General features: G+C 59.7%; 28 protein-coding genes and 1 tRNA gene. 13 read left to right on the top strand and 16 right to left on the bottom strand.

The window, feature by feature from the left end:
• Positions 1-9: 9 nt before the first annotated feature.
• Positions 10-2340, bottom strand: a complete 2331-nt coding sequence (locus tag ABY454_RS04435; RefSeq protein WP_372928967.1) for a tetratricopeptide repeat protein — start codon at positions 2338-2340, stop codon at positions 10-12.
• Between ABY454_RS04435 and ABY454_RS04430 the strand changes: the two genes are divergently transcribed.
• Complete coding sequence (locus ABY454_RS04430) at positions 2330-2635, top strand: hypothetical protein (protein ID WP_372928966.1); 306 nt, start codon at positions 2330-2332, stop codon at positions 2633-2635. The two genes, ABY454_RS04435 and ABY454_RS04430, sit on opposite strands and share 11 nt — an antisense overlap.
• On the opposite strand, the gene ABY454_RS04425 is transcribed toward ABY454_RS04430, so the two are convergent.
• The 3 genes from ABY454_RS04425 to ABY454_RS04415 form a co-directional block, all read right to left on the bottom strand.
• Complete coding sequence (locus ABY454_RS04425; RefSeq protein ID WP_372928965.1) at positions 2632-2922, bottom strand: HU family DNA-binding protein; 291 nt, start codon at positions 2920-2922, stop codon at positions 2632-2634. The genes ABY454_RS04430 and ABY454_RS04425 overlap by 4 nt on opposite strands.
• A gap of 209 nt (positions 2923-3131) precedes the next feature.
• Entirely contained in the window at positions 3132-4121 is a 990-nt protein-coding gene (locus ABY454_RS04420; RefSeq protein ID WP_372928964.1) for an HAD family hydrolase, read from the bottom strand.
• A gap of 79 nt (positions 4122-4200) precedes the next feature.
• Positions 4201-5793: an arylsulfatase gene (locus tag ABY454_RS04415; protein WP_372928988.1), complete on the bottom strand. Its 1593-nt coding sequence runs from the start codon at positions 5791-5793 to the stop codon at positions 4201-4203.
• Positions 5794-5998: 205 nt separating this feature from the next.
• On the opposite strand from ABY454_RS04415, the gene ABY454_RS04410 reads away from it, so the two are divergent.
• Complete coding sequence (locus ABY454_RS04410; protein ID WP_372928963.1) at positions 5999-6682, top strand: Crp/Fnr family transcriptional regulator; 684 nt, start codon at positions 5999-6001, stop codon at positions 6680-6682.
• Between the two features lie 2 nt (positions 6683-6684).
• On the opposite strand, the gene ABY454_RS04405 is transcribed toward ABY454_RS04410, so the two are convergent.
• Both ABY454_RS04405 and ABY454_RS04400 read right to left on the bottom strand, forming a co-directional pair.
• Positions 6685-7632, bottom strand: a complete 948-nt coding sequence (locus ABY454_RS04405; RefSeq protein ID WP_372928962.1) for a hypothetical protein — start codon at positions 7630-7632, stop codon at positions 6685-6687.
• A complete protein-coding gene (locus ABY454_RS04400) occupies positions 7610-7873 on the bottom strand; it encodes a hypothetical protein (protein WP_372928961.1) in 264 nt (87 codons plus the stop codon). Before ABY454_RS04400 ends, ABY454_RS04405 begins: the two co-directional genes overlap by 23 nt.
• Before the next feature lie 420 nt (positions 7874-8293).
• On the opposite strand from ABY454_RS04400, the gene ABY454_RS04395 reads away from it, so the two are divergent.
• Positions 8294-9595, top strand: a complete 1302-nt coding sequence (locus ABY454_RS04395; RefSeq protein ID WP_372928960.1) for an MFS transporter — start codon at positions 8294-8296, stop codon at positions 9593-9595.
• Between the two features lie 24 nt (positions 9596-9619).
• Here the strand turns inward: ABY454_RS04395 and ABY454_RS04390 are convergent, their stop codons facing one another.
• The 5 genes from ABY454_RS04390 to ABY454_RS04370 form a co-directional block, all read right to left on the bottom strand.
• Entirely contained in the window at positions 9620-10174 is a 555-nt protein-coding gene (locus tag ABY454_RS04390; RefSeq protein ID WP_372928959.1) for a VOC family protein, read from the bottom strand.
• Between the two features lie 110 nt (positions 10175-10284).
• Complete coding sequence (locus ABY454_RS04385) at positions 10285-10509, bottom strand: hypothetical protein (RefSeq protein ID WP_372928958.1); 225 nt, start codon at positions 10507-10509, stop codon at positions 10285-10287.
• Positions 10510-10650: 141 nt separating this feature from the next.
• Positions 10651-11196 (bottom strand): chromate transporter, encoded by a 546-nt coding sequence (locus ABY454_RS04380; protein WP_372928957.1) that lies wholly within the window; start codon positions 11194-11196, stop codon positions 10651-10653.
• Positions 11189-11761 (bottom strand): chromate transporter, encoded by a 573-nt coding sequence (locus ABY454_RS04375; RefSeq protein WP_372928956.1) that lies wholly within the window; start codon positions 11759-11761, stop codon positions 11189-11191. Before ABY454_RS04375 ends, ABY454_RS04380 begins: the two co-directional genes overlap by 8 nt.
• Positions 11754-12626 carry a hypothetical protein gene (locus ABY454_RS04370; RefSeq protein WP_372928955.1) on the bottom strand — a complete coding sequence of 291 codons (873 nt, stop codon included), beginning with the start codon at positions 12624-12626 and terminating at the stop codon, positions 11754-11756. Before ABY454_RS04370 ends, ABY454_RS04375 begins: the two co-directional genes overlap by 8 nt.
• Before the next feature lie 608 nt (positions 12627-13234).
• Here ABY454_RS04370 and ABY454_RS04365 point away from each other — a divergent pair.
• Together ABY454_RS04365 and ABY454_RS04360 are read left to right on the top strand one after the other, a co-directional pair.
• A complete protein-coding gene (locus ABY454_RS04365) occupies positions 13235-13471 on the top strand; it encodes a hypothetical protein (RefSeq protein ID WP_372928954.1) in 237 nt (78 codons plus the stop codon).
• 55 nt (positions 13472-13526) lie between these two features.
• On the top strand, positions 13527-13778 hold the full coding sequence (locus ABY454_RS04360) for a hypothetical protein (protein ID WP_372928953.1): 252 nt from the start codon (positions 13527-13529) through the stop codon (positions 13776-13778).
• A 313-nt stretch (positions 13779-14091) separates the two neighbouring features.
• On the opposite strand, the gene ABY454_RS04355 is transcribed toward ABY454_RS04360, so the two are convergent.
• Together ABY454_RS04355 and ABY454_RS04350 are read right to left on the bottom strand one after the other, a co-directional pair.
• A complete protein-coding gene (locus ABY454_RS04355) occupies positions 14092-14646 on the bottom strand; it encodes a CIA30 family protein (RefSeq protein ID WP_372928952.1) in 555 nt (184 codons plus the stop codon).
• Complete coding sequence (locus ABY454_RS04350) at positions 14643-14828, bottom strand: hypothetical protein (protein ID WP_372928951.1); 186 nt, start codon at positions 14826-14828, stop codon at positions 14643-14645. The genes ABY454_RS04355 and ABY454_RS04350 overlap by 4 nt, the downstream gene beginning before the upstream one ends.
• A gap of 240 nt (positions 14829-15068) precedes the next feature.
• On the opposite strand from ABY454_RS04350, the gene ABY454_RS04345 reads away from it, so the two are divergent.
• On the top strand, positions 15069-15623 hold the full coding sequence (locus tag ABY454_RS04345; RefSeq protein WP_372928950.1) for a pentapeptide repeat-containing protein: 555 nt from the start codon (positions 15069-15071) through the stop codon (positions 15621-15623).
• A gap of 387 nt (positions 15624-16010) precedes the next feature.
• Complete coding sequence (locus tag ABY454_RS04340; RefSeq protein ID WP_372928949.1) at positions 16011-16484, top strand: hypothetical protein; 474 nt, start codon at positions 16011-16013, stop codon at positions 16482-16484.
• Positions 16485-16976: 492 nt separating this feature from the next.
• Here the strand turns inward: ABY454_RS04340 and ABY454_RS04335 are convergent, their stop codons facing one another.
• From ABY454_RS04335 to ABY454_RS04325, 3 genes are all read right to left on the bottom strand, one after another.
• The gene (locus ABY454_RS04335) at positions 16977-17204 is read right to left on the bottom strand and encodes a hypothetical protein (protein WP_372928948.1); all 228 of its coding nucleotides are present in this window, start codon (positions 17202-17204) and stop codon (positions 16977-16979) included.
• Between the two features lie 133 nt (positions 17205-17337).
• A tRNA-His gene (locus ABY454_RS04330) sits at positions 17338-17414 on the bottom strand.
• Between the two features lie 179 nt (positions 17415-17593).
• The gene (locus tag ABY454_RS04325) at positions 17594-18097 is read right to left on the bottom strand and encodes a phasin (RefSeq protein ID WP_372928947.1); all 504 of its coding nucleotides are present in this window, start codon (positions 18095-18097) and stop codon (positions 17594-17596) included.
• Between the two features lie 300 nt (positions 18098-18397).
• Between ABY454_RS04325 and ABY454_RS04320 the strand changes: the two genes are divergently transcribed.
• The 6 genes from ABY454_RS04320 (at position 18398) to ABY454_RS04295 (ending at position 26586) form a co-directional block, all read left to right on the top strand.
• Positions 18398-19774, top strand: a complete 1377-nt coding sequence (locus ABY454_RS04320; protein ID WP_372928946.1) for a sensor histidine kinase — start codon at positions 18398-18400, stop codon at positions 19772-19774.
• Positions 19775-20091: 317 nt separating this feature from the next.
• Complete coding sequence (locus ABY454_RS04315; protein WP_372928945.1) at positions 20092-21138, top strand: Fe(3+) ABC transporter substrate-binding protein; 1047 nt, start codon at positions 20092-20094, stop codon at positions 21136-21138.
• A gap of 10 nt (positions 21139-21148) precedes the next feature.
• Positions 21149-21670 (top strand): hypothetical protein, encoded by a 522-nt coding sequence (locus ABY454_RS04310; RefSeq protein ID WP_372928944.1) that lies wholly within the window; start codon positions 21149-21151, stop codon positions 21668-21670.
• Positions 21570-23399, top strand: a complete 1830-nt coding sequence (locus tag ABY454_RS04305; RefSeq protein WP_372928943.1) for an ABC transporter permease — start codon at positions 21570-21572, stop codon at positions 23397-23399. Before ABY454_RS04310 ends, ABY454_RS04305 begins: the two co-directional genes overlap by 101 nt.
• A gap of 161 nt (positions 23400-23560) precedes the next feature.
• Complete coding sequence (locus ABY454_RS04300) at positions 23561-25357, top strand: AsmA family protein (RefSeq protein WP_372928942.1); 1797 nt, start codon at positions 23561-23563, stop codon at positions 25355-25357.
• A gap of 86 nt (positions 25358-25443) precedes the next feature.
• Entirely contained in the window at positions 25444-26586 is a 1143-nt protein-coding gene (locus tag ABY454_RS04295; RefSeq protein ID WP_372928987.1) for an extracellular solute-binding protein, read from the top strand.
• Positions 26587-26922: the final 336 nt, after the last annotated feature.

Below are 26922 nucleotides of genomic sequence, written 5' to 3'. Positions count from 1 at the left end.
CGGCGTGAGCTACTGCGCGCCTTGATCGTCCGAACCTTGGTCGTCCGCATCTTTCAGAGCTTTGATCAACTGCTTCAAGTTCGGATTTTCCGGTTCGAGCTTTAGGAGCTGCTCCGTGTAGCGCAACGCGGCTGCGGTATCGCCGTCGGCGCGGGTGAAGTTGATCAACCCACCAAGAGTTTGGCGATCGCTTTGATGGCGCTTAAGGCTCTCCTTCAACACCTCGATTGCCTCGGGCCGCCGTCCTTGCGAGTCCAGAGCGACGGCATAGACATAAGCGTAGCGCGCGCGGTCCGGGTCGAGCTCCGTGGCGAGACGCAAGCTTTCGAGTGCCTCATCCGACTTCTTGAGACGCACCAGGGCGAGACCAAGCGCGTGATGTAGACCGCCGGCGTCCGGCGACAGTTTCAACGCCTCCCGCAGGACGGCAACGCCGTCCTCGTCGCGGCCGCTCTGCCGGTAGAGATCGGCGAGGTTGACGGCAGCCGGCGCGAAGTGCGGGCTCAAGCGCAACGCCGCGCGATACTCCTCCTCCGACTTCGCCACATTGCCGCCCCGCGCATAGTAGCGGCCGAGCACCGCGCGCCCCTCGGGCCGGTCCGCGTTGAGGCGCTGCGCGGCCATAAATTCCTTCTCGGCCTTGGCGAGTCGCGCGCGATCCGCAGGCTGGAGAGCTTGCTGTGGCGTGCCGGCGAGCAGAAGCGCGGCTTTGATCCGCACACCGCGCACCGGATCGTCGAGAAGCGGGCTCACGATGGGCCAAAGCCGCCCGGGCTGCGCCGTTTCCAAATGATCGAGCGCGGCGAGCCGCACCAACGGGTCAGGATCTGCGAGCCCTTCGCGCACCGCTCTAGCGGTCTCCACAGACGGGAAAGCGGTGAGTTCTTGGAAGGCGCTGGCGCGGGCGAAGGCCGGCGTCTTTGGGTCCGTGGCCACCGCCTGAAGCAAGGCCTCGGTATCCGCTGCGCCTTCCCACGCCGCTTGGAAAGCAGGAGCAAATGTCTGGAACCCTTTGCGCTCGGGCCCGAACCAGTCCTCGATGGCGGCTGCCGCCCATTCAGACGACTTGCCCGTGTGGCAATCGGTACAGGCATTGTCCACGCCCAAGGTCACGGACAGATCGGGACGCGGCACCCTGAAGCTATGATCGTGCCGCGTGTCGATCACCATGAACTCGCGGGCGGGCATGTGGCAGGCGACGCAGCCCGGCGCGTTCTCGCCCTCATGGTGCGTATGACTTGTCTCCGCATAGTGTGGCGCATGGCACTGCAAGCAGACTTGGTCGCCTTTGGCACGCAAACTCGCACTGTGCGGCTCGTGGCAGTCGCTGCACGTCACCCCTGCGGCAAACATCTTGCTCTGCTTGAATGAGCCGTAGTTATAGACCTCGCCGCGCTTCTGACCGTCCGGTTGATAGAGGTCGCGGGTGATAAGCCCCACCGTATGAGTGTCGGAAAGCGGACGCCCAGGCACGAAGGCCTCCGAGATCTGCCCGCGCCGCGCATGGCAGCGTCCGCACATCTCAACCTCTTTGCGCAAATGCGTGGGCCGTGGGTCCCGCACCGGCTGGCCGGTCTTCTTATTTTGCGTCCAGGTGACGTTCGTGCGCTCGTCGAACGCGGCGAATAATCCTTTCGCCTTGTCCTTCTTGGCGAACGGCGACCATGTGTTCGCCCAGGCCACATGCGCATAGCCCTCGCCGTGACACGCCTCGCATCCGACACTGATTTCCTTCCAGGTGGTGTCGAAGCTGTCCGTCGCCGGATCGTAGTTCTTTGCCACTCCCGTCGAATGGCACTCGGCGCACATAAAGTTCCAGTTCTGCTGGAGCTTGGTCCAGTGAAGCGGGTCGTCGTGCGCGATGATCTCGTCGGGATAAAGATGGTACCAGCGTTGCCCGCCCTCTTCCTTCGGCCGGCTGTCCCAGGCGATGGTCAGAGACTGCACGCGCCCGTCCGGGAACTCGATCAGATATTGCTGTAAGGGCTCCAGCCCGAACGTGTACTTCACCTCGAACGTTTCGAGGTCGCCGTCCGGCCCGTCGGTCTCGACGAAGAACTTGCCGTCCTTCTTGAAGAAGCGCGACGTCACGTCCCCATAGACGAATGTCGCGTCGTCGAAATCGCCGAGCACGGTCTTCGCCGTCGCATGCGCCATCGCGTGAGCATGCTGAGAGCCGTGCCAAAGCTTGCCGGCCTCCTGGTGGCAACCGATACAAGTTTCACTGCCGACGAAGGCGAGCGTTTCGGGTGACGTGTCGGCGCTGCCGGTAGGTTTTCGATCCAGGCTCTGCCACAGCAGCCCGGCCGCCAGGACGGCGGCTGCGGCAATGCCGGCCACGATCCAGAGTCGCCACGAGGATGAGCGGGCCGGCGCGGCGGCCTCAGGCTTCGCCGCCGGCGCAGGCTGTCTTGCCTGCTTCCTCGGCTGTTTCCTGGTCTTAGAAGGCGATTTGCGGCGCCGGGTCACGGTCCTACCTTACTCGGACTTCGCGCGGGGCCGCAAAGGGAAGCGCGAAGACGCCCGCAAATCCGGACCCGCAAGCCGAGAGGCAAAGCAAGGCGTAGTCCCCGCCTCGAAAGGCGGGGATACGTTTCCTCTCGCCCACGCATTTGAGCGCCGGGAGCCGTGCTAGACGGCGTCCTTCGCGGCCTTGACCGGACGGGCCTTAACAATCTTGCGCGCCGGTTTTGCCTTGAAGACGGTCGGCTCCTTGGTGAAGGGATTGATGCCCTTGCGTGCCTTGGTTGCCGGCTTCTTGACGACCACGAATTTGGCGAAGCCCGGAAGCATGAACTCGCCGGTCTTCTTCATTTCCTTGTAGCCAACGGTCGCCAGAGTCTCGAGGACGTTCTTCACGTCCCGCTTGGTCATCTCTAGCTCATCGGCGATACGTTGGATGAGTTCGGTTTTTGATATCATTTGATTTCTCTCACTCCTGAAAAAGGAGGGCCTCGGTTGCTTCGCCCCCTTGGCCACATCTGTGCCCTATCAGGCATGGCCGATTCGTCCCCGATTGTCTGCAAAGGAAACGAAACGTCCCATGATTGATGGGAACGGCCCATACGCTCGGGCCGCCGCGAGGTCAACCGGCGGTGCGATCTTTTCCACCGCGAGGACGCCTCTTGGGCCTAGTCCGCCGGGGGAAATATCTCCTTCCAGTCGTTCTTCATGTCGATCACGACCCAGCCGTTGTCCGCGGCCGCATCAAGCGCCTTGTCGAGGCGGCCCACATGGGACTCGCGGTCATAGGCGTATTCGCGCTCGCCATCGGTGTGATGCACGATCAGGCCAAAACGCGGACCATCGCCCGCCGTTGTCCACTCCAGCATCTCGAAGTCGCCGTCGGAATTACCGGACGCAAAGATCGGCCGCTTGCCGATGTGCTGGTTGATGCCGACGGGCTTACCAGCCTTGTCGTCGATGAAGTTCACTTCCGGCAAGCGCATGATCTTCGGTTTGCCGTCGACAACCTTGTATTCGGTCTTGATGCTTGAGCCGACCACCTGCGCGGGCGGAATACCATAGACCGGCTCCGAGAAATTGCGCACGAATTCGATACCGCCGCCAGAGACGATATAGGTGCTGAATCCATTGTCACGCAGATAGGCGAGAAGCTCGAGCATCGGCTGATACACGAGCTCGGTGTAGCCCCGCTTGAACCGCGGATGCTTCGCCGCGGCGAGCCAGTCACTCGCGATCCTCTGGAACTCCGCGGACGACATGCCAGTGTGGCTGGCGGCCAGGATTTCGAGAAGCCCCTTCTTGCCCGATGCGGCGAGCGCCGTCATGTTGCCCTCGATCGCCGCCTTGAAGGGCTGCTGGTCGTTCCACTCCGGATGTTCGGGCGCCAAGGCCTTCACGCGGTCGATGGCGAACAGAAGTTGGAAATAGACCGGCTTCTCGGCCCAGAGATTTCCGTCATTGTCGAACACGGCAATGCGGTCGGCGGGTGGCACATAGTCGGGACCGCCCTTGTCGGTCACCTTTTTCACAAAGGCCTCGATTGCTTTCTTGGTAGGGCCGTCGTTCCAGGATGGCAGCGGATCTGCCGCCTGTGCCGCAGCTACGGGAACGATGATCGCCAAGAGTACGAACAAATATCGAAGGAGATTCAACATCGGTTCTTTCCTTAGATGATGAGAAAACGGCGGGAGGGTTCACCTCCCGCCGTGCAAGTCCCATCGAAGTTTCCGCCCGTTACTGAGCGCCGCCCGGCGTGCTCAGTTTCTCCATCACCTGGTCGAGGCTGAAGCTCGCCGCCTTCTGCCGCGGCGGGAACTCCTGGAAGGTCTCCAGGAACTTGCCCACATAGGCTTGGGCGGGGACCAGCAGGAAGGCGCGATCAAGCAGCCAATCGTAATACGTATTGGAGGTGATCGATGCCCGCTCATAAGGGTCCCGGCGCAGATTGAAGATCAGCGGGACACGGAGCGGCACGAAGGGCTCCATCCACACACGGAAGGTGCCCGGCGACTGCTGCTCCATGAACACCATCTTCCAATCCTCGTAACGCAGCGCCGTCAGGTCGCCATCGTCGGAGAAGTAGAAAATCTCCTTGCGCGGCCCCTTGTCTTCTTCACCGGTCAGGAACGGCAGGAAGTTGTAGCCGTCGAGATGCACTTTGAACTTGCGCCCGATGGCTTCGACGTCGCCCTCGACAAGCTTCTCCTTGATCTCAGGTTCACCGGCCGCCGCTACGAATGTCGGCAGCCAGTCCATGTGGTGCATGATTTCGTTGGAGACTGAGTCTGGCTTGATCTTGCCCGGCCAACGGACCATGGCAGGAACGCGCCAGCCACCTTCCCAGTTGGTGTTCTTCTCACCACGGAACGGCGTGGCGGCGGCATCGGGCCACGTGTTGTAATGCGGCCCGTTGTCGGTCGAATAGAACACGATCGTGTTGTCGGCGATGCCCAGCTCGTCGAGCACTTTCAAGAATTGTCCGATATGCATGTCGTGCTCGACCATGCCGTCCGAATATTCGTCCTGGCCAGAGATGCCGCGATGCTCGTCCTTAACGTGGGTACGGAAGTGCATGCGCGTGCCGCTCCACCAGACGAACCAGGGCTTGCCAGCCGCTGTCTGCTCTTTGATGAACTCGATGGCGCGCTCTGAGGTCTCGTCGTCGACCGTTTCCATGCGCTTTTTGGTCAGCGGCCCGGTGTCTTCGATCTTTTGAGTGCCGTCGTCCTGCGCCCAGGAATGGATCACGCCACGGGGTCCAAACTTCTCTTTGAAGTTTGGATTCTTTGGGTAGTCTTCGTTCTCGGGCTCTTCTTCGGCGTTCAAATGATAGAGATTGCCGAAGAACTCATCGAAGCCGTGATTGGTCGGCAGGTGCTCGTCTTTGTCACCCAGATGGTTCTTGCCGAATTGGCCAGTGGCATAGCCTTGCGCCTTCAGAAGCGCCGCGATGGTGGGCTCCTCCTCGCGCATGCCAAGATCGGCGCCCGGCAAGCCCACCTTGGAAAGGCCGGTGCGGAACACGCTTTGCCCCATGATGAATGACGAGCGCCCGGCGGTGCAGGATTGCTCACCATAATAGTCGGTGAAGATCATGCCCTCATTGGCGATACGGTCGATGTTCGGTGTCCGATATCCCATCACCCCTTTGGTATAGGCACTGATGTTGGACTGCCCGATATCGTCGCCCCAAATCACCAGGATGTTGGGCTTGTCGGTCTTGGTCTCACTGTCTTGCGCCCAGGCTTGGCCGGATGCCGCCGTGAAGCAAAGCACTGCCGCGGCCGCCGCCGCGAGGCCGGCTCGTGTCAGCCCTCGTCTTAGCATTCTCATTGGACGATTCTCCTTAGAACAAGTGACAGGTTCGATGTCTGGTTAGAAGAGGCCTCGGACTCTTCGGCGTCGAGCGTGAGCCTCAAACCGCATCCCAAGTCCACTCTTTTGCAGATTATCTAACCATCTTATATGTCATCCGCTGGGCACAACTGCTCAAATGATCGGATTGAGGGCCGTGGATGCACCTGTAACAAGTTTGACGCACGCCCTGGGCGTCGTGGGAGAACAAGGCTGGTTCTCCGAGCGTTCCGCCGAAACGCGCAAACATCTGGCGGGCATCGCCAAACTCCGGAGCTTCGCCAAAAACGACCTGGTCTATTTGGCCGGCGACCCGCCAAATGGCATGTTCGGCCTCGTTTCAGGCTCGTTGAATATCTCGATCCCGCGCGCCGATGGCGAGGACTACACGGCGCACCGTGCAGCCGCCGGGTTTTGGGTTGGCGATCTTGCGCTGTTTTCCCAAGGGCCGCGCCTCGTCTCAGTCCGCACCGCTGAACCAACCGTGATGGCGCACCTGCCGGCCCAGGAACTCACAGAGCTCGTGGCGCGGCACCCCCACCTCTACGCGGATTTCTATGCACTGACCTACGAGAATTTCCGTGTTGCGTTTCAGATCATCTCCAATCTGGCCATCTCGTCTTCCGACAAGCGACTGGCCGACCGACTCCTGCTGGAGCTTGATGGGCGTGGCGACGAATATGGGTGGGTCTCGCTTTCGCAGTCCGAGCTCGCATCCCTCACAGCCGTGTCGTTGCCGACCCTGCAACGCGTCTTACGGCGCTTCACGGCGGCGCGCCTCATCAACCAGAGCTATGCGCGCATCCAGTTGCTTGACCACGAGGCGCTTGAGAGACTCTGCCGCGATGATGGGAAGCGGTAGGCCTACCAGCGAAAGGCGACTTCAAAGACCGGCCCGTGAAGCACCACATCGACGCCAAGCGCGCCCCTGCTGGTCTCTTCTTCGTATCTCAGCCACAGCGCCTTGTAGCCAAGGGACGTCGTGGTCTCGAAGCCTAGAAGCGTTCCTTCGCAGTCATACATTAGGACCGCTTGCCAGCTGAGCCCGTCATCGACGTTGAACCCGCCAAAGTCGCCCATGGCCGAAATCGAGCGACCGTTGCCGAAATCGTGCTTCAGGCGGAGCGCAATGACCGGATCGACCCAGCTCATGTTCCCGCTGTCGATGAACGCAAACTGATCGTTGAACTCACGGCCGTTGAGGTTCAGCGCCGCTTGGAGAAGTTCGAGTTGCAACCTCTCAAGCGCCTCGAGTGCGGCGAGGGCCTCGCCCCGCCGGTCGACCCGTTTGAGCTGCCGCTCCGAGCGGGCCACGGCTTTCTCATGCCCCTTGTCCTCGGCGCGAACGATCCGCTCCTCAAGGATCTCAGCGCGAAACGCATTGAACGCGGCAAGTGATGCCAGCCGCTGGTCCCGGTTCTCGATGCGCCGAATGCGCTGTTCCAGACGATCGGCCAGCTTGCCCAGTTGTATGCGCGCGTTGAGGTCGATCTCGGCCTTGATTCTGAGTTCTTGCTCGATGTATCGCGCGCCGGCGCCAAGCTCGAGCGTGGTGTTTCCCGAAGCGCCGGGAAATTTCGCGACCTGATAAAACGCCTCGAGCTGATAGATGCCGAAATCATATTGAGTTTCGCTCTTCCCGCTGCCTGTGTCGAAAAGTTGACTTGATCGTGCCGAAGGTCGACGACTGCTGAGTGGCCGCCAGCGATCCGAGGTGGAAACAAAGGGGGCGTGGGCTGAAGCGACGCCCCCTTCTGGGAACTCTCCACAGGATAAAGAGCCCGCCTTCCTAGTTGGGCTCGAACTTCGCACCTTCGATTTTCTCGCACTGAGCCCTTGTCAGGACGAGGAAGCCTTGACCTTTGCAGCCATTCTGGCCGTTGCAGGCATTCTTGGCTGTTTTACACGCGCTCTTGCCTTTGCAGGCATTGGCACCGACACAGTGGCCTTGGCCTCCTGCGGCAGCCTGGGCTGCTGGCGCCAGGGCACCCGTGACTATCAATGCAGCGGCCGCTGCAGCAATAGAGGCACCGGATTTTACTGAAAGCTTCATGTCATTTCCTTCCTGTTTCTGATTAGGTCAGACGAGGAAAGCTTAATGGCCTGAAAGTAATCGGTCGCAACAACTCGCAACAACACCGCGTGATTGCCGCGTGAACAGCGCGATCATTGCTACGTCAGGGACGCAAATGAAGTCCGCTTTGAGTCATTAGCTGACATGTGGGCGCGCATTAGAGATGTCTGCTTTGCCCCCGAAAGCGGACATGCGGACTATCGGCCAGAACGTCCGCTAAGTGCCAAAAGCGGACATGCCGAGTACCGAGCGGGCCGCTAGGATAGTCCGTTCGCCGACAATGGGAACAGGCACTCGTTGGGGGCTAGTAATATTGCGCCTGTCGTGTTCGTCGCTTCTTCAATCGTTTATGCTTTTTCGCGACCGTCTGTCTTACCGTTGTTCAAGGGGGGGACCAGCATGCGCGAGCGCGACGTAGCCTATCGGGCAGAGAAACCGACGACTGCAGTGCAAACGCCGCGCCGCGCCGCTATTGCGGGTGCGCTTGGCAATGTTCTCGAGTGGTATGACTTCGCGGTCTATGCCTTCTTCGCCAGTACCATTGGACGCCTTTTCTTTCCGCATTCAAGCGAACTCGACTCCCTGATAGCGGCATTTGGGGTCTTTGCTGCTGGCTATCTGATGCGTCCTATTGGTGGCATTGTGTTTGGGCACATCGGTGATCGCTATGGGCGTAAGCCCTTACTGGTGATCTCGACCCTCGCCATGGCGGTGCCAACTTTTGCCATCGGATTGCTTCCCACCACAGCGCAGATCGGGCCAGTGGCAGCTGTCCTGTTAGTGGTTCTACGTGTGCTCCAAGGCATCTCGATTGGAGGCGAATATACGGGGTCTGTGGTCTATATGGCCGAGACCGCAAAACCGGGCAGGCGTGGACTGCTGTGTACGGCGGCTATCCTGGGGGGAGGCATAGGGACCCTCATGGGGTCGGCTGCTGCAGATCTCATCAACGCAGTACTTCCCAGCGATGCTGTCGAAAGTTGGGGTTGGCGCATTCCGTTCTTGGCCGGTGCATCGATCGGCATTGTCGGCTGGTACCTAAGGCGCGACCTACCTGAGACTCGCGGGGCACTAAGAGCGGAGCAGCCTTCGCAGCCTCCCTTCATTGAGACGATTGTGAACCACTGGCGCATCGTCCTACGCGTGGCCGGGCTCAACCTTATGCATGCGGTCTCGTTTTTCATGATCTTCGTATTCATGAAGACCTACTTGCACGAATTCGTAGGCTTTACGGCGACGCAAGCGCTGACCATCACCACGCTCGGCCTTGTCGCTCTCATGATTTTGACACTTGCTTCTGGCGCGCTTTCGGATCACTTCGGACGTAAGCCCGTGCTAATCGGCGCAGCGATCGCTGCAATCATCTTTGCCTATCCGCTGCTGATGCTTGTCAACCTTAAGGTCTTCTGGATCGCCTTTGCCTGCCAGCTTGCGTTTGCCATGATCGTGGGAACCTACTCGGGGACCGCGCCGGCAACCATGGCAGAAATCGTGCCCGGCCACGTGAGGGTAACCGGCACCTCAGTAGGCTATAACCTTTGCATGGCGCTATTTGGCGGCACGACGCCTCTGATTGCGGTTATCCTCATAAAGGAGACAGGTTCGGATATGACACCGGCCTTTTACATCATGCTAGCCGCAGCAATATCCCTGCTTGTAGTGCTCGGCATCAAAGAATCGTCTCAACGTACTCTAGACTAGCGGCGCACTTGGCGACCCAATTCCCTACGTCAGCACGTCCGGTAATTGTGCGCCGGCATGAAACCTACGCGCGAGTTCGTCGGGGTCGAACGGCTCGCCGCCAGGGTGGCGCTCGTGTGCGCCGGATTTGAACCAAGCCTCAAGCGCGGCAACGTTGGGAAAGTTGTCGACCATGAGCTCAAGGTGATTGCCGTCTGGATCACAATAATAGAATGACGTCGTGGGGCCGTGGTTGATCGTCATGTCAGGCACTATCCCAACGCCTTTGAGCCTCTCATAGGTCGACACCAAATCGCCGATCTCAGCGTAGGTCATCGCAATATGGACGATGCCGGGTCCTCGATGATCATTGGGCGTCGCGTCGTCCGTATGGATCAGAGCAATCCGATGGTGCTCCTCGTCGAAGGTCAGCAGGCAGATTTTGTCGGTTTCAAAGACCGTCGCTGCCCCGAGCACTATCTCATACCACGCCTTCATCGCCGGGACCTGGGCCGTCTGAACGCTGCAGTGTGAAATCTTGATCGGTGAAATCGTGGCCGTAGGAGCTGGCATATGCGCTGGAACGATAACGGTCATCATCGTCGGCCTCCGGTTTGTTGCTTTAGAGCCCAGACAGTGTGCAACAGGTGGCGCCTTGATGGGAACAACGCGCCACATGCTAAAGCCAGGTATGTCAGTATGCTAAACGCTTAGGTCAGGTCAAAACGGTATCTGAAATCTGAGATTTTGATGTAGCTAGCAATCTCTTCGTTATCGATGGCTGCCATCGATATCGCTTTGGCTAAATCGGCGAGCGCTTGCGATTTGGTGATCTTGCCGTCTTTGAACGCATCAAGTAGCTCGTCCAAATAAGCATTCAAATCCTGGTGGTTGAGACTTGTTAGCGACAATGTTTCGTCTCCCGTAATAGCCAACGCGCCATCGGCTCACTGATTTTATGCGCTATCTTCTTGGTAGCTTATCAGCAATCGCTGTCGCCCCGCATTCCTGAGCGCCTGAATTAGGACGATGTCCGCTTCGGGTCATTAGCCGCGAGCTATCAACAGGCCACCTCCTCAAGGCAGCAGAAAATACCCCGCCACTCCGCCAGCAAGAATAGTAAGTGCCGGATTCATCCTCGTAAGCGAGAGCACCACAACAACGGCGACGCCGATAGCCAGAGTCAAAGCGTTGAACTCCCAGTCGCGCGACGGGTTGTAGCTCGCCGTTTTGCCGAGCGCATAGCAGCCTGCCAACATGAGACCGATGACGATGGGCGCCATACCTCGCTGCACCGCATCGCGCCAGGGAGACCCTGCGGCCACATCCCAGATCTGACTGACGAAATAGCACAGCAGAGTGTTGGGTAGGAAAAAGGCGAACAGTACGGCAAGTGCCCCGAGCCAACCGGAAACGTGGTAGCCGATCAGGATGACGCACATCATGTTTGGACCAGGAGCAAGTTGACCGAGGCTGTAGATTTCGGTGAATTGCGCGGCGCTGATCATGTGGTGCAGGTACACCGTGTCGTACTTCATCTGCGGCAGCACCGCCGTACCTCCGCCCACGGCCAGCAGGGACAACAGAGCGAACAGGTTTATGAGTTCAACGGTCTTACTCATGCCTTCCTCGGTCGGCGGTGACTGGCCGGTTCATCCAGATGGCCAGTGGGGCTAGAGAGACGATCGTAACAAGGAGGGAAATATGGAAAATCCCGACCAGCACAAAAACTAACGCCACAAAGATTAGATCCTTCAGCCGGATGAGGTTCTTCCAGCCGATCTTCAGCGTAACGTGCAAGAGCACACCTACCGCGGCCGCAGCCACTCCGGCGAGAGCCAGCGCTATGTTCGGGTTGTGGCGGAAACGCACATAAGCAAAGCCCAGGGCCATGACGATGGCCGCTCCCGGCAGGATCATGCCGAGCAAAGCCGCCACCGCACCCAGTGGCCCACGAAGTTTACGGCCGACAATAACGCTCATGTTTGTAGAATTAAGGCCGGGGAGCGTTTGTGCGATCTCCAAGTCGCCCATGAATTCATCCGCCGTCAGCCATTTTTCCTTTTCCACCAAACTGTGCTGCAGGTAGGCAACGACGCCGCCGCCGAAGCTGGTCGCCCCGATACGCGCAAAAACCCAGAAAATTTGCCCGAGCGTGACGCGCTCGGAAAGCGCGGCCTCACTCATGTTTGACCACCGGCTTGTTGCTCAAGCTGTAAACGAGAGCCGTCTTGGTCGTGCCCAGCAGCACCCAGTCTGCTGCGGTTTGCTGCAGCTCTTTGTGGAAGGCTTTGGCGCGGTCTGCCGTCGAGGCGTGCACCTGTTCGGCCTTGTTGAATTTGCATTGGAAGGCAAACTCGCCACAGACCGGTTGCTCTAGCTTGCGGCTGCGCCACAGCGCGATAGTCGTCTTTCCCTTGTAATGATGGTCGAAATGCGCGACCCCGACATTGACCTGTACTTCCTCTACAGCCATGTCGTTGACTAACTCAATCGGCGCGTCGTTCTTTTGCTGAATCGCGCGAAAGGCGGGGAAGGCGTGCGTAATGTTCTGGAGAGCGAAATTCATTACATCACGTGGCAGGGCCAGCACTGAGTTGTGCGAATAGATGGAGCGGATCTCACCTAGGCGATCCTCGAGAGGCAGAAGCTCCTCCTTGAACTTGATACGCGTCTGCCCGGCCAGCGCCGGTCGCACGTCGACCTGCGCTGCTCGCTCGAATTCCGGATGGCGGAACTTGACGGTCAATTCCGGCGTTCCCGACGGCCAGCCCTCCCGATAAAGTGTTCTCAATCGCACAATGAAGTGATTGTTGTAGAGATCGAAATTCGGCGTGTCGAAAAATAGCACCTCGCGCACCTGGCTTTTAAAGGCGTGCGGTCCCTCCTCTAGTTGAACATCGAAATGCTTTGCTACGCGCTGTGCAACCCGCCAAAAATCCTTAAAGGCCTTCGGCGACGTGAAACGCTCAGGACGTAGTAGGATTTTATACTCGTGGTAATGAATGTCGTCGCGCGGACTGTTGGAGGGACCTGCGGGAAAGTCGGGCATGACACTCTATGTTGCGCCCACCCGCTTAAAAAAGCCAACCTGAATTGCCGCAGCCAGAACTCAGATACAAAAGATTGGATGCTCTCAAAGCGAAGACAGGCTCCCCATCACTGAGCATCAATATTCATTTCTGCAATGCTTTGCCGGTGCCGGGTTACTTTGAGGGAGGCTCCGCTGTGATCAGGCCCGTACCCAGTGCCCCGGCAAGCTCAGCAGATTCCAGGCAGATACAAGGCGCTCGACGTATCTGGCCAGGCGCTCGCCTTCGCCTCGACAGGGTTCGGATTCAGGATCACCGGCGTCTCGCTCGCCGAGGACTTTGTGCTTCTCGACACCGGCCTTGATTTTACGATCAGCGACGGAATGACAGGGGTGTGTCCTACGCCGGCCCGTTCGGCGACGCCGTCACTAGCAACGCCGTCAAAGGCCAACTCACCCGGCTCTTCTGGAACGCCTCAACGTCCGCTTTGGGTCATTAGGCGACATCGGAACGCGACCTAGCCACGTCCGCTTTACACCCTAAAGCAGACATACTCGGCTTCGCCATTGAGGTCCGCTAAGTGCCAATAGCGGACTTCCCAGAAGAGTGGCTATGGGACGACGTATGCTTGAGTTTTCTCATCAGCGCCGGTGCGAGTGGGCAGGATTGGCATACGAAAAAAGGTCGCCGGCTCTGCGAGGCCAATTTCTATACCGCTGAGTATGCGATTTTGCGGGGCAAAAAAGACAAAGCGCCTTGCTTCTTCCGGCTTGCTCGTAAAAGCTGCCCGAGGATTTCGATAGAGTGGACGGCGGCCCAAAGAGAGATGGAAGCGCTTGGGGCCGACCAAGACAGCAAGAATTGAGAGCCTTATCTTCCACAGTTTGAGTTCCAACCGAGCCCATCAATGAGGTGCTGACATGACCGAAGCTTCCGAAGCTAAACACGTTTCAACTTGGCGCAAGGTTCTGGCCGCCATACTCGACTTCTTCACGATCTTCTTTATTGGTGGTTATATCGTCGGATATTTTACTGGCAACATCACGGCTGAAGGTTTTCAGCTTCAGGGTATGTCGGCGTTGATCCTGTTCGTCGTGATCATTGCCTACTTCGTCATTTTCATGCAATTCCTTGGCGGGACGCTCTGGCAGCGACTGCTAAAGGCTAGGTAAGCCAGTACCCGCTCCGTCTCTCGGTGGAATGGATGGAGATCAAGGAAAGAGGCCAGTCTCAACGTCAGCTGCAGTAGATGATGTCCGCTTTCGGTCATTAGCCGACATCGGCGAGCCAATTAGGAATGTCTGCTTTAGAGCAGTAAGCAGACATGTCCCAGAAACTGGTGTCTTGCTCTGGAGTATCAAGCTGCCTCGCCATGTCCTCTAGATTTGCAACCGCGAGGGCGTCAGCCGTTAGCTCTACAGGGTCTATCTTGGCACAGTTCGTGTTCTCTAAACCCCAATCAAGATATCCTTGGCTCCATTAAACCTAGTAGTAACTGATTTCGCGCACGTCGATTTCAGCTTGATGATCGCGGCCAAAAGCCACGATTCCAATCGATTTCAAAGTTTCAGGTCTTGGTTTCGTTCGCAGGAGCCGTCCGGAAGCCTTGAAGTCGGTAAAAGGCAAGCGCACCTCCGACCATTCTTGGGTCGCCTCAACACCAGCCTGATAGTATTGCCACGGCAGAAGAGTACCGCTGGTCCGCAAGTGCACGAAGTAGGGTTGCTCATTTCCTCGAACGACGAGGCGTAGACCGGATGCATTTTTGGGGAGCGGCGCAGGCAGTTCCATTCGGAATTGGATAAATCCACCGTTGTTCTGTGTGCTCACGCGCCCCGTCATGTGAGCGTAGGCATTTCCCTCGCCCTGGACGAACTCAACCTGTCCGGTGGAAACTCCACCCATGACCGTGTCAGCGATGAATTGCCACCGTGCCTCTGGCTGGACTTCAAAGTTCTCGATCAAGACATCCTCGGCAATTACAGGCGAAGCCCATACCGCTAGCGAGGCCATAACGGTCAGCACAATTTTCAGTTTCATGTCGCGTCCTTGTCGGCCTGGTAGAGTGGTGCGGGGTCACTGCTATCTTCCGCATCCCTGAGTGTCTCCACTAGCGCCGAGTAGAAGGCCTTCATATCGAGAACCTTGTGATCGGTGCCGATGTAGCTCTGGATCAATCCGTGCGCAGTGGCGCGTGCCTTAGCGCCAGCATCGTTAGTCATGGGAGTCGTCCTCATTGGCTCCTCCCCCCGCAGGGCTGAGAACAGCGCCTTTCAAGGGCATCGGCGTGCATCGCTTCTCACGGACGGTAAGGACAACGCCAAGTGCATTCGCCACGTCTTCGTGGGCATCAATGCCCAGCGCCATGCGTCTCCCCTTCAGGACTAGAATGTTGGCACAAGGGTGTAAACCGACACGTGATGACCCCTCAGGCTGAGATTATTTCACTTGATCCGAAGTAAATGGCCACTCAGTTTATAAGGATGGGTATGAAAGTATTTGGCTTTCTCGTGCTGCTTGTTGCTGTTGTGCCAAGCGTCGTGATGGGCTTCGATTCCCGTCGCGTTGACCAAATCAAACTTACAAAGCAGTGCCCAAAGTGCGATTTGTCTGAAGCCGACTTATTCGGAGCAGACCTGCGACAAGCAAACCTTCAGGGGGCAATTCTAGTCGGTGTCGATTTAGAAAACGCAGATTTGCGTGAAGCTAACTTGCGACGAGCGGACTTGTCGCTTTCGTTCTTCTGGGGATCAAGCTCAGAAGTAGGTCTCCAGGCCAACGAGGGAGGCGCGAATTTGCGAGGTGCAAACCTTCAAGGCGCCGATCTCGAAAAAGCCAACTTGATTGGGGCGGACCTGGAGGGCGCTGACTTGTCCGGGGCAAATCTCTCGAGCGCAAATTTTCAAGGCGCAAACTTAAAGGGAGCGAGCTTGGTGCAAGCAAATCTCCAACAAGCCAATTTTTGCAATGCCATCATGCCGAACGGAACGAAATCGACAACGGCTTGTCGGCGTTAGGGGCGTGTCGCAAAATATTCCATGTCCGGGTGGCTAGGAGCTACGGGGAGAGAGTGACTGCCGCTGAGTTGCGGAAAAACCCCAACAAGAAGGTGTATCTCTAGTTCCACGTAGATGCACTGATCCGAGGGCATAGGGCCTGCGTATATAGAGCAGCGTGGCCCGACCCTGATCCGTCTGGATGACAAATGCGTATCCTGAGCGTTCAATGGATCGCTATTAGCCATGCTACGCCTCACCGAGATAGTCCTTCTTGCCGCTCTGACTGTGTTGGCCACGAACGAAGCTGGCTCAGCTGACCGGTCGTCACCGTGCCCTGACGCGGGAAACTTCAGAACGCTTCCCGCAGGCATAGACCTGGAGAGCGCGAACCGGATTTGGTGCTGGATGAAACAAGAGGTGAATGCACCGTTGGATTTGCCGCCACCGCCCGTGTTGGTGGGGCCGCTTCCCTGGAACAAATACAGCGTGTTCATGTTCCCGACGCAGAAAGCGCCGGATGACGTGTTCTCAATCGAAATCGGTAGCGACACGGTGGAATACGAAGACCCCCTCTTTGTGTTGTGGGCCTTGGGGCACGAACTCGCCCATGCCCTCTTCACGCTACGTCCGTTTGATTTCGAGGAGCAAACTTCTTATCCGTTGGCGCTTCCCTTCATTCAGCATTGCGATCCGGAATATCGCCGCATCACCAAGGGCACCGCCGACGTTATTTGGAATATCTTCCACAGCAGCCAACAGCGTTCGCGCATGTTGGCGCTGAGTCGAGAGCGATATGGACGTGAATGCTCCTTCCTTGCAAACGCGCCGCATTGGGTTCTTCCGCCCGGTTCAGACGCGGGCGTTTATGACAAGAACTAAACTGGCGGCCATCGGCGCGTGCTCCCAGTAGCCTCGGCGCTTCCCGTCCTTTGGCGCCGGGGCTCTTTATTTAGGGCTCCGCTGAATCGGCTCCCCCCGCAAGCTGGCAGTGTCCCTTCTGCAACACTGCACAGCCTATTTCTATCTTGGCGTGATAGTGCCCGACAATTGCCACGCTCATGAATGTAACTGGGCCCGAAGCGCGCGAATCTTTCGAGGGAAACTAGCGTCAGCTAGGGGGAAAAGCCGGGTCCGGGGGGACCGGGCTTTTTCTTTGGCTGGACAAGAAGAAGCCCCGGACACGGGGGGGGGGGGGGAGAGCCGGAGCTTCGGGTTCCTTATGGAACACCCTTAGTGATGGGAGGGAAACCATCACTTCTAGGATAAATGTAACACCTCTCAAGCTCGGATTGCAGCCAACCAGCCAACACGCTTGATCACGGTTTTGAGATGAAATGCTTGGTTTCCTTAGGCAGATGTAATCTCGGCGACCTAATCCAAGGGCGGGAAGCGTGCCAGTGCCTCATCCAACTCCCCGCGCTGCAGAAGGAACCACTTTGCCGCGAAGGTGCAGCCGGATTTCGCTGACCACATGATGGCCACGTCCTGCTTTTCCAGGAACAGGGGATGGTTGGGCCCCTTGCAGGCCTCGTGGATGCGCGCCCGCTTGTCGGGGTTGAAGCGCATCCATTGCCTGTCGATGAAGGTTGTCAGCTTCATTCCGCTCCCTGTCCGGATGATCGTGTGGCCGGCCTGACCGTGTACAGCGCCAACGGCCCCCAGCGCTGGTCGATGATACCCCGGTCGAGCTGCAAGCGTATCGGGGCTGCATCACCCTAAAACTGTTGGATATTGGTACCGCTGACTGGATTCGAACCAGTGACCTCTTGATCCACAATCAAGCGCTCTAACCAACTGAGCTACAGCGGCACTTAGCCAGCATCACTTGGGCCTCAGGCTCCGGAACCTAAGGGCAGGCCCGACCTCTTGCAAGCCGCCCGAAACGGCAGAAATTCACGCAAATAAAAAGGCCCGGGCCATGGCCCCGGGCCTTAACAGTTACGCATTTACGCTACTCTACGCTACAAACGCTGCCACGGCATCGCCGTTTACGACTTGCGCATGCCTTCGAAGGAACGCGAAACCTGTTCCTTGATCGGCTCGCTGGTGTCGGCGGCGATCTTGGTGGTCAGAGCCCGAATCTCTCCCGCCTGGCTCGCAAACACGTCGAACTGGCTGCGGATGAAAGCTGACTGGAGCTCGACGATTTCGGCCAAGTTCTTGGCGCTAGCGAGGCTTTTGGCCAGGTCGAAACCGGAATTGAGATTGCGCTGAGCAATATCGATGAGTTTGCGGTTGTAGGCCGTCGCGCCTTGACCAGCAGCATCGAACGACCGCTCGACAGCATCGATCGACTCTTCCAGAGACTCCTTGCCACGCTCATAGGCGTCGCGAGTCTGCGTCACCGTCTTTTCGGCTAGAGCACGGACGCTCTCCGGAACATTGGTGTCGAACTTCATCGTCTCGAAGTCCTTCGCGGCGGTCTTGAAGGTCTCGGTGATCTGCTCGGCAGCTTCTTGGGGAGTCTGGGGAATGGAGGCAGTTTCAGTCATGATTGCACCTCTTCGCGAATCTACTTGTCTCGCCTCACGCGGGAACGAATGCGGTTGGCACGATGCCTCCGCATCCCTCTTTGTTGCAGTGCAATATATATTGTGCAGTGCGGTGGCGCAAGAGGCGGAGTGCCCAAAGGCGCATCTTTTTTGGCCTGTGGACGAATACGCGCATTCGCCCTATGCAACGGAGCGAATTCGCCTAAATTTAGTGGTTGAATCAATCAGGCGCCCCAAGGGGCGCGATCACGTGGCCGAGCGCGTCCGGCGTGCGCCAGCACAGGGACGGGCTCATTTTGTATGGCAGTGAGGCCGACCTTGGCCGATCTCAAACTACAGCGGCGTAGCGAAGACGGGGACCGCGAGGCTCTGGAGCATATTGCGCGTGCGCTCGAGGGCCGCGTGCTTCCTGGCCCTGGCTTGGTTGCGGCCGGGGGCGAGATGGACGGTCAGGTCGCTGCCGGCGCCGCCGCCAATGACCATACCGAGGTCCGGGCGTCCGGGAGCGGCTCACAGACGGCCTTGGCGCTCGCACCCGAGAGCATCAAAATTCTACTCGAGGCCATGCCGGCCGCGATCGGCCTCCTCCAGGGCGAGGCGCTCATCTATGCCAATACCGCGTTCGCTTATGCATTCGGCTACCGCTCTCCCTCGGAGCTGATGGAGGCGGGTGGGCTCGGCGCGATTTTGCCGGGCGGCACGGGCGAGCTCCAGGCCCAAGACGAGGTTGGACGCACAGGCGAGATCGATGCGCTGACGCACTCCCGCCGGCGCATCAAGGTCGCCTTCGCCCTCTCCACACTCGATAAGGCAGCGGACACAGTGCTGCTGCGGCTGGTCGACCAAGCGGATGTGGAGCCCGAACCACCGGCACCTCCAATCGAAGAAAAGACCGAGCCACAAGACCCTGCCGCCCCGGCCGCCGCCGCCCCGCCTGCCCCGGCCGAAGCGGAGCCTGGTCCCGATGCCGACGCCGCGACACGCCGGCTCGATTTTCTCGCCAAGGTGAGCCACGAGGTTCGCACGCCCCTCAATTCTGTCCTGGGCTTTGCCGAGTTGATGCTCCAGGAGCGTTTCGGGCCGATCGGCAATTTGCGCTACAAGGGCTACGCGGAGGACATCCATCAAAGCGGGCTCTACGCACTCAGCCTGCTCAACGACCTTCTGGATATCTCCAAGATCGAGGCAGGCAAGTTCGAGCTCGACTTTACCGCCGTCGACGTCGGCGAAGTCGTCGAGGCGTGCGTGTCCAGCCTGCAGCCGCTGGCAAAACGCGCGCGCATCGTGCTGCGGACATCGCTGGCGGACGACCTTCCCGTCGTCGTGGCCGACCCGAGGCGCCTGCGGCAGATTCTGCTCAACCTTCTCACCAACGCGATCAAGTTCACCAAGGAAGGCGGTCAGGTGATCGTGTCCGGTACGATGGTGGACGGAGAGCTGCGCCTTCGTGTGCGCGACAGCGGCGTCGGCATGAGCAAGAACGAGATCGACTACGCCATGCAGCCCTTCCACCAGCTCGACACGGCGCCGCGCCGCCAGTCGGGCACGGGTCTGGGCCTGCCGCTGACCAAGGCGCTGGCCGATGCGAACCGCGCGCGGCTCGAACTTTCCAGTGAGCCCGGAGTGGGCACGTCCGCAGACGTGACCTTCCCCGCCGAGCGGTTATTTAAGGGCTGATCGCACCCCGCGCCGCCGGTCTTGATCCCGCACGAAATCCATTTCGCAACTGCGAGTTCACTGGGGCAATACAGACCTCTTGGAGTGATTTTCTGACTTTCGTCTGTCGTCTCGCGGAATAATACTTGTGACGTTGAATGTTTCTAATCTAACTTCACGCATTAGAAGGCTTCTAAGTTGAGTTCCATTTCGATAATCTTGTTGACAGTGGCCAAGCCCAAGCCTTAAGCGAAATAATGACCCTCTAGCCTTAGGGCAGAGCGCGGTTTTTTCAGTCCGATACCGGGGCCTTGAACCCCGGCCATTGGAGGCTATTGATGCGTTGGACACTGGCGTGCGCCGCGGCGCTCGCAACTCTCAGCCTTGCTTTTGCGCCCTCTATCGCCCGCGCTGGGAATCCCGGCGAGGTGAACATCTATTCGTACCGGCAGCCCTATCTGATTGAGCCGCTGCTGAAGGCCTTCACTGCGCAGACAGGCATCAAGACCAACATCATCTTCGCTTCGAAGGGACTGATAGAGCGCATCCAGGCCGAGGGGCGAAACAGCCCCGCCGATGTGCTGCTCACCACCGATATCGGCAATCTCAGCCAGGCTGCGGCGTCGGGCATTGCCCAACCCATCACGTCTGAGACGAACACGGCGGCGATCCCGGCAGCCTATCGCGACGAGGATAGTGCTTGGGTCGGACTGACGCGCCGGGGCCGCGTGGTCTACGCGTCCAAGGACCGCGTGACGCAAGACACCATTACTTACGAGGAACTGGCCGAGCCGAAATGGCGCGGCAAGATTTGCATCCGTTCGGGCCAGCACCCTTACAACATCGCGCTGATCGCCTCGATGATCGCCGCGCACGGCGAGGACTGGACCGAGGAGTGGCTGCGCGGCGTGAAGTCCAACTTAGCGCGCAAGCCCGCGGGCAACGATCGCCTTCAGGTGAAGGGCGTCTATGCCGGCGAATGCGATCTCGCCATCGGCAACACCTATTACATGGGCAAGATGCTCACGGACGAGAAACATCCGGAGCAGAAAGAGTGGGCGAACGCGGTGAACATCCTGTTCCCCAACACCAAGGATCGCGGCACGCACGTCAACCTGTCCGGTGCGGTCCTGGCGAAGAACGCGCCCAACAAAGAAAACGCGATCAAGCTTGTCGAATTTCTGGCTTCCGACGACGGTCAAGAAATGTACGCGGAAGTGAACCACGAGTATCCCGTCAAGGACGGCGTTCCTTGGTCGGGGCTCGTACAATCTTGGGGCACATTCAAGTCCGACCCCATCTCGCTCAACGAAATCGCCGCGCTGCGGAAGACGGCCAGCGAACTCGTTGACAAAGTCGGATTTAACGAAGGTCCAAGCTCATGAGGGGGCGGCTATGAGCATTCACAAAGAAATAGATGCACGGAACGGCCGGCAGGCCGTCGTCTCGCCTCGAACGGGAGCCGAATGGCTGGTGGGCGTCGGCTTCCGTTGCTGGCTTGCCGGCTACGATACCGGCGACATCGGCTGTTGGGAAAAGGGCTGGAACGAATATAACCGCGTTCTCGGTGCTTCGCGCGCCAAGCGCGCTGTCACAGAGCTGGCCTGTTGGGTCCGCGCCGTGCGCTCGTCGGCCTCGCGCAAGATTCAGTACTATCCGCTCGCGCGCCCCGGCTTCTGCAACGACGAGTGCATGGCGATCTCGTTGATTGCCGCCTCGCAGCATCATCGCTGCCCGGCCATGCAGGCTTGTGCGCTGGCGCTGACCGGCTCCGATCTGGTCGAGCCGGTGATCGACGCGGCCAACGCCTTCGCCGATGCGCTTCAAGAGGCCGATCAGCGTCTCTCCCCGGAAGCGGTCAGCGCCCTCATGGCAGCGCGCACCGGCCGCGAGGACGGTCTCGCTGGCCAGCGCTGAGCAACACACGGCAGACAGCCGGCCCCTAGAGACCGTTTCGTTCCGCCGCAAGCTTGCCCGCCTGACTGAGAGCGGCAATCTCGGCTGGTCCGTCGCCGCGCTCGTATTCTCCGCCATCGCGCTTGCACCGATCATCGCCATCGCGGTGATCGCGCTCCAGCCGAGCGGCGATACCTGGCCGCATCTCATCGCAAACGTGCTTCCTGGCGCGGTCCGGCGCACCTTGGGTCTGATGCTCGGCGTTGGCCTACTGACGCTCCTGATCGGCACCGGCACCGCTTGGCTCGTCACCATGTACCGCTTTCCCGGGCGCCGCTATTTCCAGTGGCTCCTGCTGCTGCCGCTGGCGATGCCGACCTACATCATCGCCTATTGCTACCTGGAACTTTTCGACTATTCGGGCCTGGTGCAGACGGGCATGCGCGAGGCGTTCGGCTGGCGCAACGCGCAGGACTATTGGTTCCCCGACATTAGGAGCCTCGGCGGCGCCATCTTCTTTATGAGCATGGTGCTCTACCCTTACGTCTACATCACCGCGCGCGCGAGCTTCATCGCGCAATCCATCTGCGTGATCGAAGTGAGCCGGACCCTTGGGCGCAGCGCGTCCGAAACATTTTGGCAAATCGCCCTGCCCCTCGCCCGGCCTGCTCTTGCGGCCGGTGTCGCGCTCGCGCTGATGGAAACATTGAACGACATCGGCGCCGTGGAATTCTTCGGCGTGCACACGCTGACCGTGGCCGTCTACGACACGTGGCTCGATCGCGGCAGTCTTGCAGGCGCAACACAGATCGCTTGCGTGATGTTGACGTTCGTCTTCGTCCTCCTTGCCCTCGAGCGGGCCTTGCGGTCGGGCCGCCGGTTTCATAACACGACCGGCAAGTATCGCGATCTACCCGAGGACACGCTTACGGGTGCCAAAGGCTGGCTTGCGACGCTCGCTTGCGCTCTGCCTCTTGTCGTCGGCTTTGTGCTGCCCGCAGCCGTTCTGGTGAGCGATGCGGTTGCGCATATCTCCTCAGGACTTTCGCCCGCGTTCTGGCAGGCCGCCATTCACAGCCTCGGCCTGTCTGTTGCCGCGGCCGTGCTCGCTGTCTCCTTCGCCGTGGTTCTCGCCTACGCCCGCCGGCAGACGCGCTCCAAGCTCGTCCACGCGGCAAGTCTTGCCCCGGCCGTCAGCTATGCCGTGCCGGGCACGGTCCTCGCCATCGGGCTGCTCATTCCGCTCGCCGGGCTCGATAACCGCCTCGATGGAGTGATGCGCGAATTGTTCGGCGTCTCGACGGGACTGCTGTTATCCGGAACCGCCTTTGCCATCGTCCTGGCCTACACGATCCGTTTCCTGGCCGCCTCGCTCGGCGCGGTGGAGGCCGGCATGAGCAAGATCTCCCGCAATATCGACGCGGCGGGACGGACCTTGGGGGCCTCGATCGGCGAAATGTTGTGGTCGGTGCACCTGCCTCTGCTGCGCCCTGCGCTCGGGGCGGCGGCCATGCTGGTGTTCGTGGACTCCATGAAGGAGCTCCCGGCAACGTTGCTGCTGCGGCCGTTCAACTTCGACACCCTCGCCACCCAGGTCTTCACGCTGGCCTCGCTCTACCGCTACGAGGAGGCGGGGCTGTCGGCCTTGGCCATCGTACTGGTAAGTTTGGCACCGGTTCTGCTGCTCCATGGCATGATTTCCAGGAGCCGCCCTGGGGCCTCTGTGGGAAAGATGATCGGGGTCGAATGAAACGCCGAATGGGCGTTGCGAATATCAAGATAAGCCAGGAAAATGGGAGCGTTGGGCTCGCCCAGCCGGAGTCTTAGGGCTAAAAGAGCAGTGCCCCCGGCGCCTCCCCCCAAGGCCCACCCCTGGAAGCGCCCAGCAGAAACGGACAGAGAAAGGCCGTCATGAAGCCTCGCCAACTTCCGAGGAAATGGTTTCTCATTGGCCTCTTGGTGCTTCTCATCGCGGGAGCCGTGGCGCTTCCTCGCCAGATCGGCACGTCGTCCCAGCTGCGCGACCGCATCGGCGCGGTTCTCTCCGAATGGTCTGGCGGCACGATCACCCTGACGGAGCCACTGCGCATCCGGTATTTTCCGCCGCTCTCGCTGCGCGGCGGGTTCATCCTCACCAACGCCACCAAGCTTCCAGGCATTGGCGCCATCACGGCGCCGGACGTCGAGTTCTCTCTCGACTTTGCAGACCTCTTGCTCGGTCGGACCAAGATCGACGCGCTTCGGATCAGCAAACCTGTCATCACGCTCAAGGAAACCGACGCGGCCGCGCCGGAGGATTCTCCGATCTCCGGCGCCTTGGTCGACCCGCCCCTCGGCGCGGTGCGTATGCGCGGTGGCACGATCAAGAACGCTTATGGCGTCCCAATCGTCAAAGACTTCGAGGTCCGCCTCGATCCCAAGGGACGCCGTGGGGCACTCGCCGCGCTTGGGTCCTTCCACTATCGCGGCGAGACCGTCGCCTTCGCCATGGATACCGGTACGGTTGCGGAGACCGAGGACGGCACCCTGGCGCCTGTCACGCTGAAGGTGACCGCGGATGGGGCAAAAGCCGAGTTCTCGGGCAAGGTTCGCGCCGCCGATCGTCTTGAGGCGGAAGGCGAGTTGGAAGCGGAGATGAGCGACGCGCGCCACGTCCTGAACTGGCTGGGGATGTCGCTCCCCAAGGGCGAAAGCCTGCATGATGTGAAGGGCTCAGGCATGGCGCATTGGAGCGGCACGACGCTCACGTTCGACCGTGGCGCCTTCTCTTTGGACGGTAATGAGGCGGTTGGCCTTCTCGTGGTCACGGCGGGCGATCGGCCGCGGATCGAGGGAACGCTCGACTTCGAGCGGCTCGTTCTCGATCCCTATCTCGGTACCAGTGAGGCAGCAAAGGACAGGCTGTTCGATCGGGCCATTCTTAGATATCTCGATGCGGACTTGCGGCTCTCGGCGGCCGAGATCGCCGCTTTGACGCTGGAACTTGGGCGCGGAGGCCTCACCCTCACCGCAAAAGACGGCGCGATCTCTAGCGAGATCGGCGCACTTGAGCTTTGCGGTGGTCTGGCGACGGGGCGCGTGTCGTTGAACCTGTCGGAGGCGCGGCCGGAGGCATCGCTTGCGGGCAACCTCTCGGATGCTGCCGTCGAGACCTGCCTGGCGCAGTTCGATCTCGACGTTCCAATCAAGGGCACGGGTGTGCTGAAGGTCGACGTGTCGACGGGAGGCGAGACGCGGGACGAGCTCATCCGCAATCTTGTCGGCAAGTTTGAGGTTGCCGCAAAGGACGGCGCGGTACCGATCGACCTTTCTGCCCTCGCCTCGGGGGCTGGGGAGGGCAAGGCGGGCTGGAGCCAGGATGCGACCACCGCATTCGAGACGCTCGATGCCAATTGCCAGCTCACTGCCGGCCATGTTTGGTGTCAGTCCTTCACCATGCAGACGCCTCAGGGCACAATATCCGGCTCCGGAGGCGTGGATGTCGGCAAGCAAACCATCGATTGGAACTTCTTAATCGCCAATCCCGTCACGCCATTGAATGCCTCACAACTCGTCATGGAGTCGCCACCGCGAGTCACCATTCGTGGCCCCCTCACGCAGCCCGAAGTTCGCGGCGCAGACCGCCCTGCTCCCGCAGATGCATCATCGCAGCCCAGTTCGGAAAGTGGTTCCGCCGCGCCGAGCACCCAAAACGCACCAGCCGATTGAGATCAACGCCCGTGTTCTGTCATTGCCATCGTCCATCGTTGAAAGAGGCTGCCACTGCCGGAGGCGGGCGGGCCGGCTTGTTCACCGTGACAGTCGCCTTGAGCCTCGGCGCAACGGCAAATCTTGGCCATGCGCAGAACACGCTGAACGTTGCGACATGGGGCGGGGCTTACGGCCAATCGCAAGAGGCCGCCATCTTCGAGCCGTTTGCCAAGGAAACCGGCGTCTCGATCGACACGGTGACCTATGACGGCAGGCTTGCGAAGCTCAAGACCATGCTCAACGACGACGGCACAGTCGTCGACGTGATCGACGTTTCGGCGGACGCGCTCAATACGCTATGCAAGCAGGGTCTGCTAGAAACGATCGATGCCTCCGCGCTCGGCGCAGGCCCGGACGGGAGTGCCGCCAAGGAGGATTTCCTTCCCGGAGCGTTGTCTCCTTGCGGGGTCGCGAGCGTCGCGTGGTCGACGGCTATTGCCTTCGACCGCAAAGCGTTTCCCAAAGGCGCCCCCACGGCGATCAGCGCGCTGCTGGATACGGCCGGCTTCCCCGGCATACGCGCGCTTCCCAACAATGCGCGCTATTCGCTCGAGCTTGCTTTGCTGGCCGACGGTGTTCCGCCGGAGAATGTCTACCGCGAACTCGCCACGCCCGAGGGCGCCGACCGTGCCTTCGCAGCGCTCGACAAGATTACGGGCGCGGTCCGCCTGTGGAACAAGGCCCAACAGGCGATTACGTGGCTCGTGGAGGACGACGTGGTGATGGCCGCAAGCTATAGCGGCCGCCTGTTCCGTGCAGCTGCCGGCGACCGCAATATCGACATTCTGTGGGACGGCCAAATCTACGACTTCGATGCATGGGCGATCCCCAAATCCTCCGACAACAAGAAGGACGCGCTGCGTTTCATCCGCTTCGCCACCGTACCGGCGCGACTTGCGGATCAGGCCGAGCTCACTGCCTATGGTCCGATGCGAAAATCGGCGTTTCCGCTTGTCGGCAAGCACCCCGTCATCAATGTCGAGATGCTGGAATTCCTATCCACGGCGCCGCAGAACTTCCAAAAGGCGCTGAAGTTCGACGCGGCCTGGTGGCGCGGCAATGGCGCAGCGCTCCAAAAGCGGTTCGCCGCCTGGAGGGCGCGGGTCAACGCGGCGCGCACCGACCGCGAGGCCGCGCGCAAGGCAAAGGAAGCCGCCGAGAAAGAGGCGGATAAGGCCGCGCCGTAGAGTCGTTTCCTAAGCTGAGCACCGAGACAGATTCGCCCGCGTCGTTGACAGCTGCAAGAAGACACGGGGTAAGGGCTAAGTCCCGTTTGCGCTGTCCGTCGTCTTCGTGTCATGCTTCGTGCCAGAGTGAGTCTTCAGTGACATCTGGCAACATCGCTCTACACAGAATGCACAACCAGAGTATGGCATGACCTCGCGTCATGCTGCGGACTTAAGCACTGCCAGAGCGGGGCCGGCAGTGCACTCTGGGCCAAACCTTCATCAAAACGCGCGATAGACGCCGAGCGAGATGTAACTGCTCGGATCCTCCATGAGGTAGTCGCCTGTGAAACCGCC

It is taken from the genome of Methyloceanibacter sp., from assembly GCF_041573655.1.
Lineage (GTDB): Bacteria > Pseudomonadota > Alphaproteobacteria > Rhizobiales > Methyloligellaceae > Methyloceanibacter.
The sequence above is the reverse complement of the archived record's forward strand: the minus strand, read 5'-3'. Positions and strand labels throughout refer to the sequence as shown.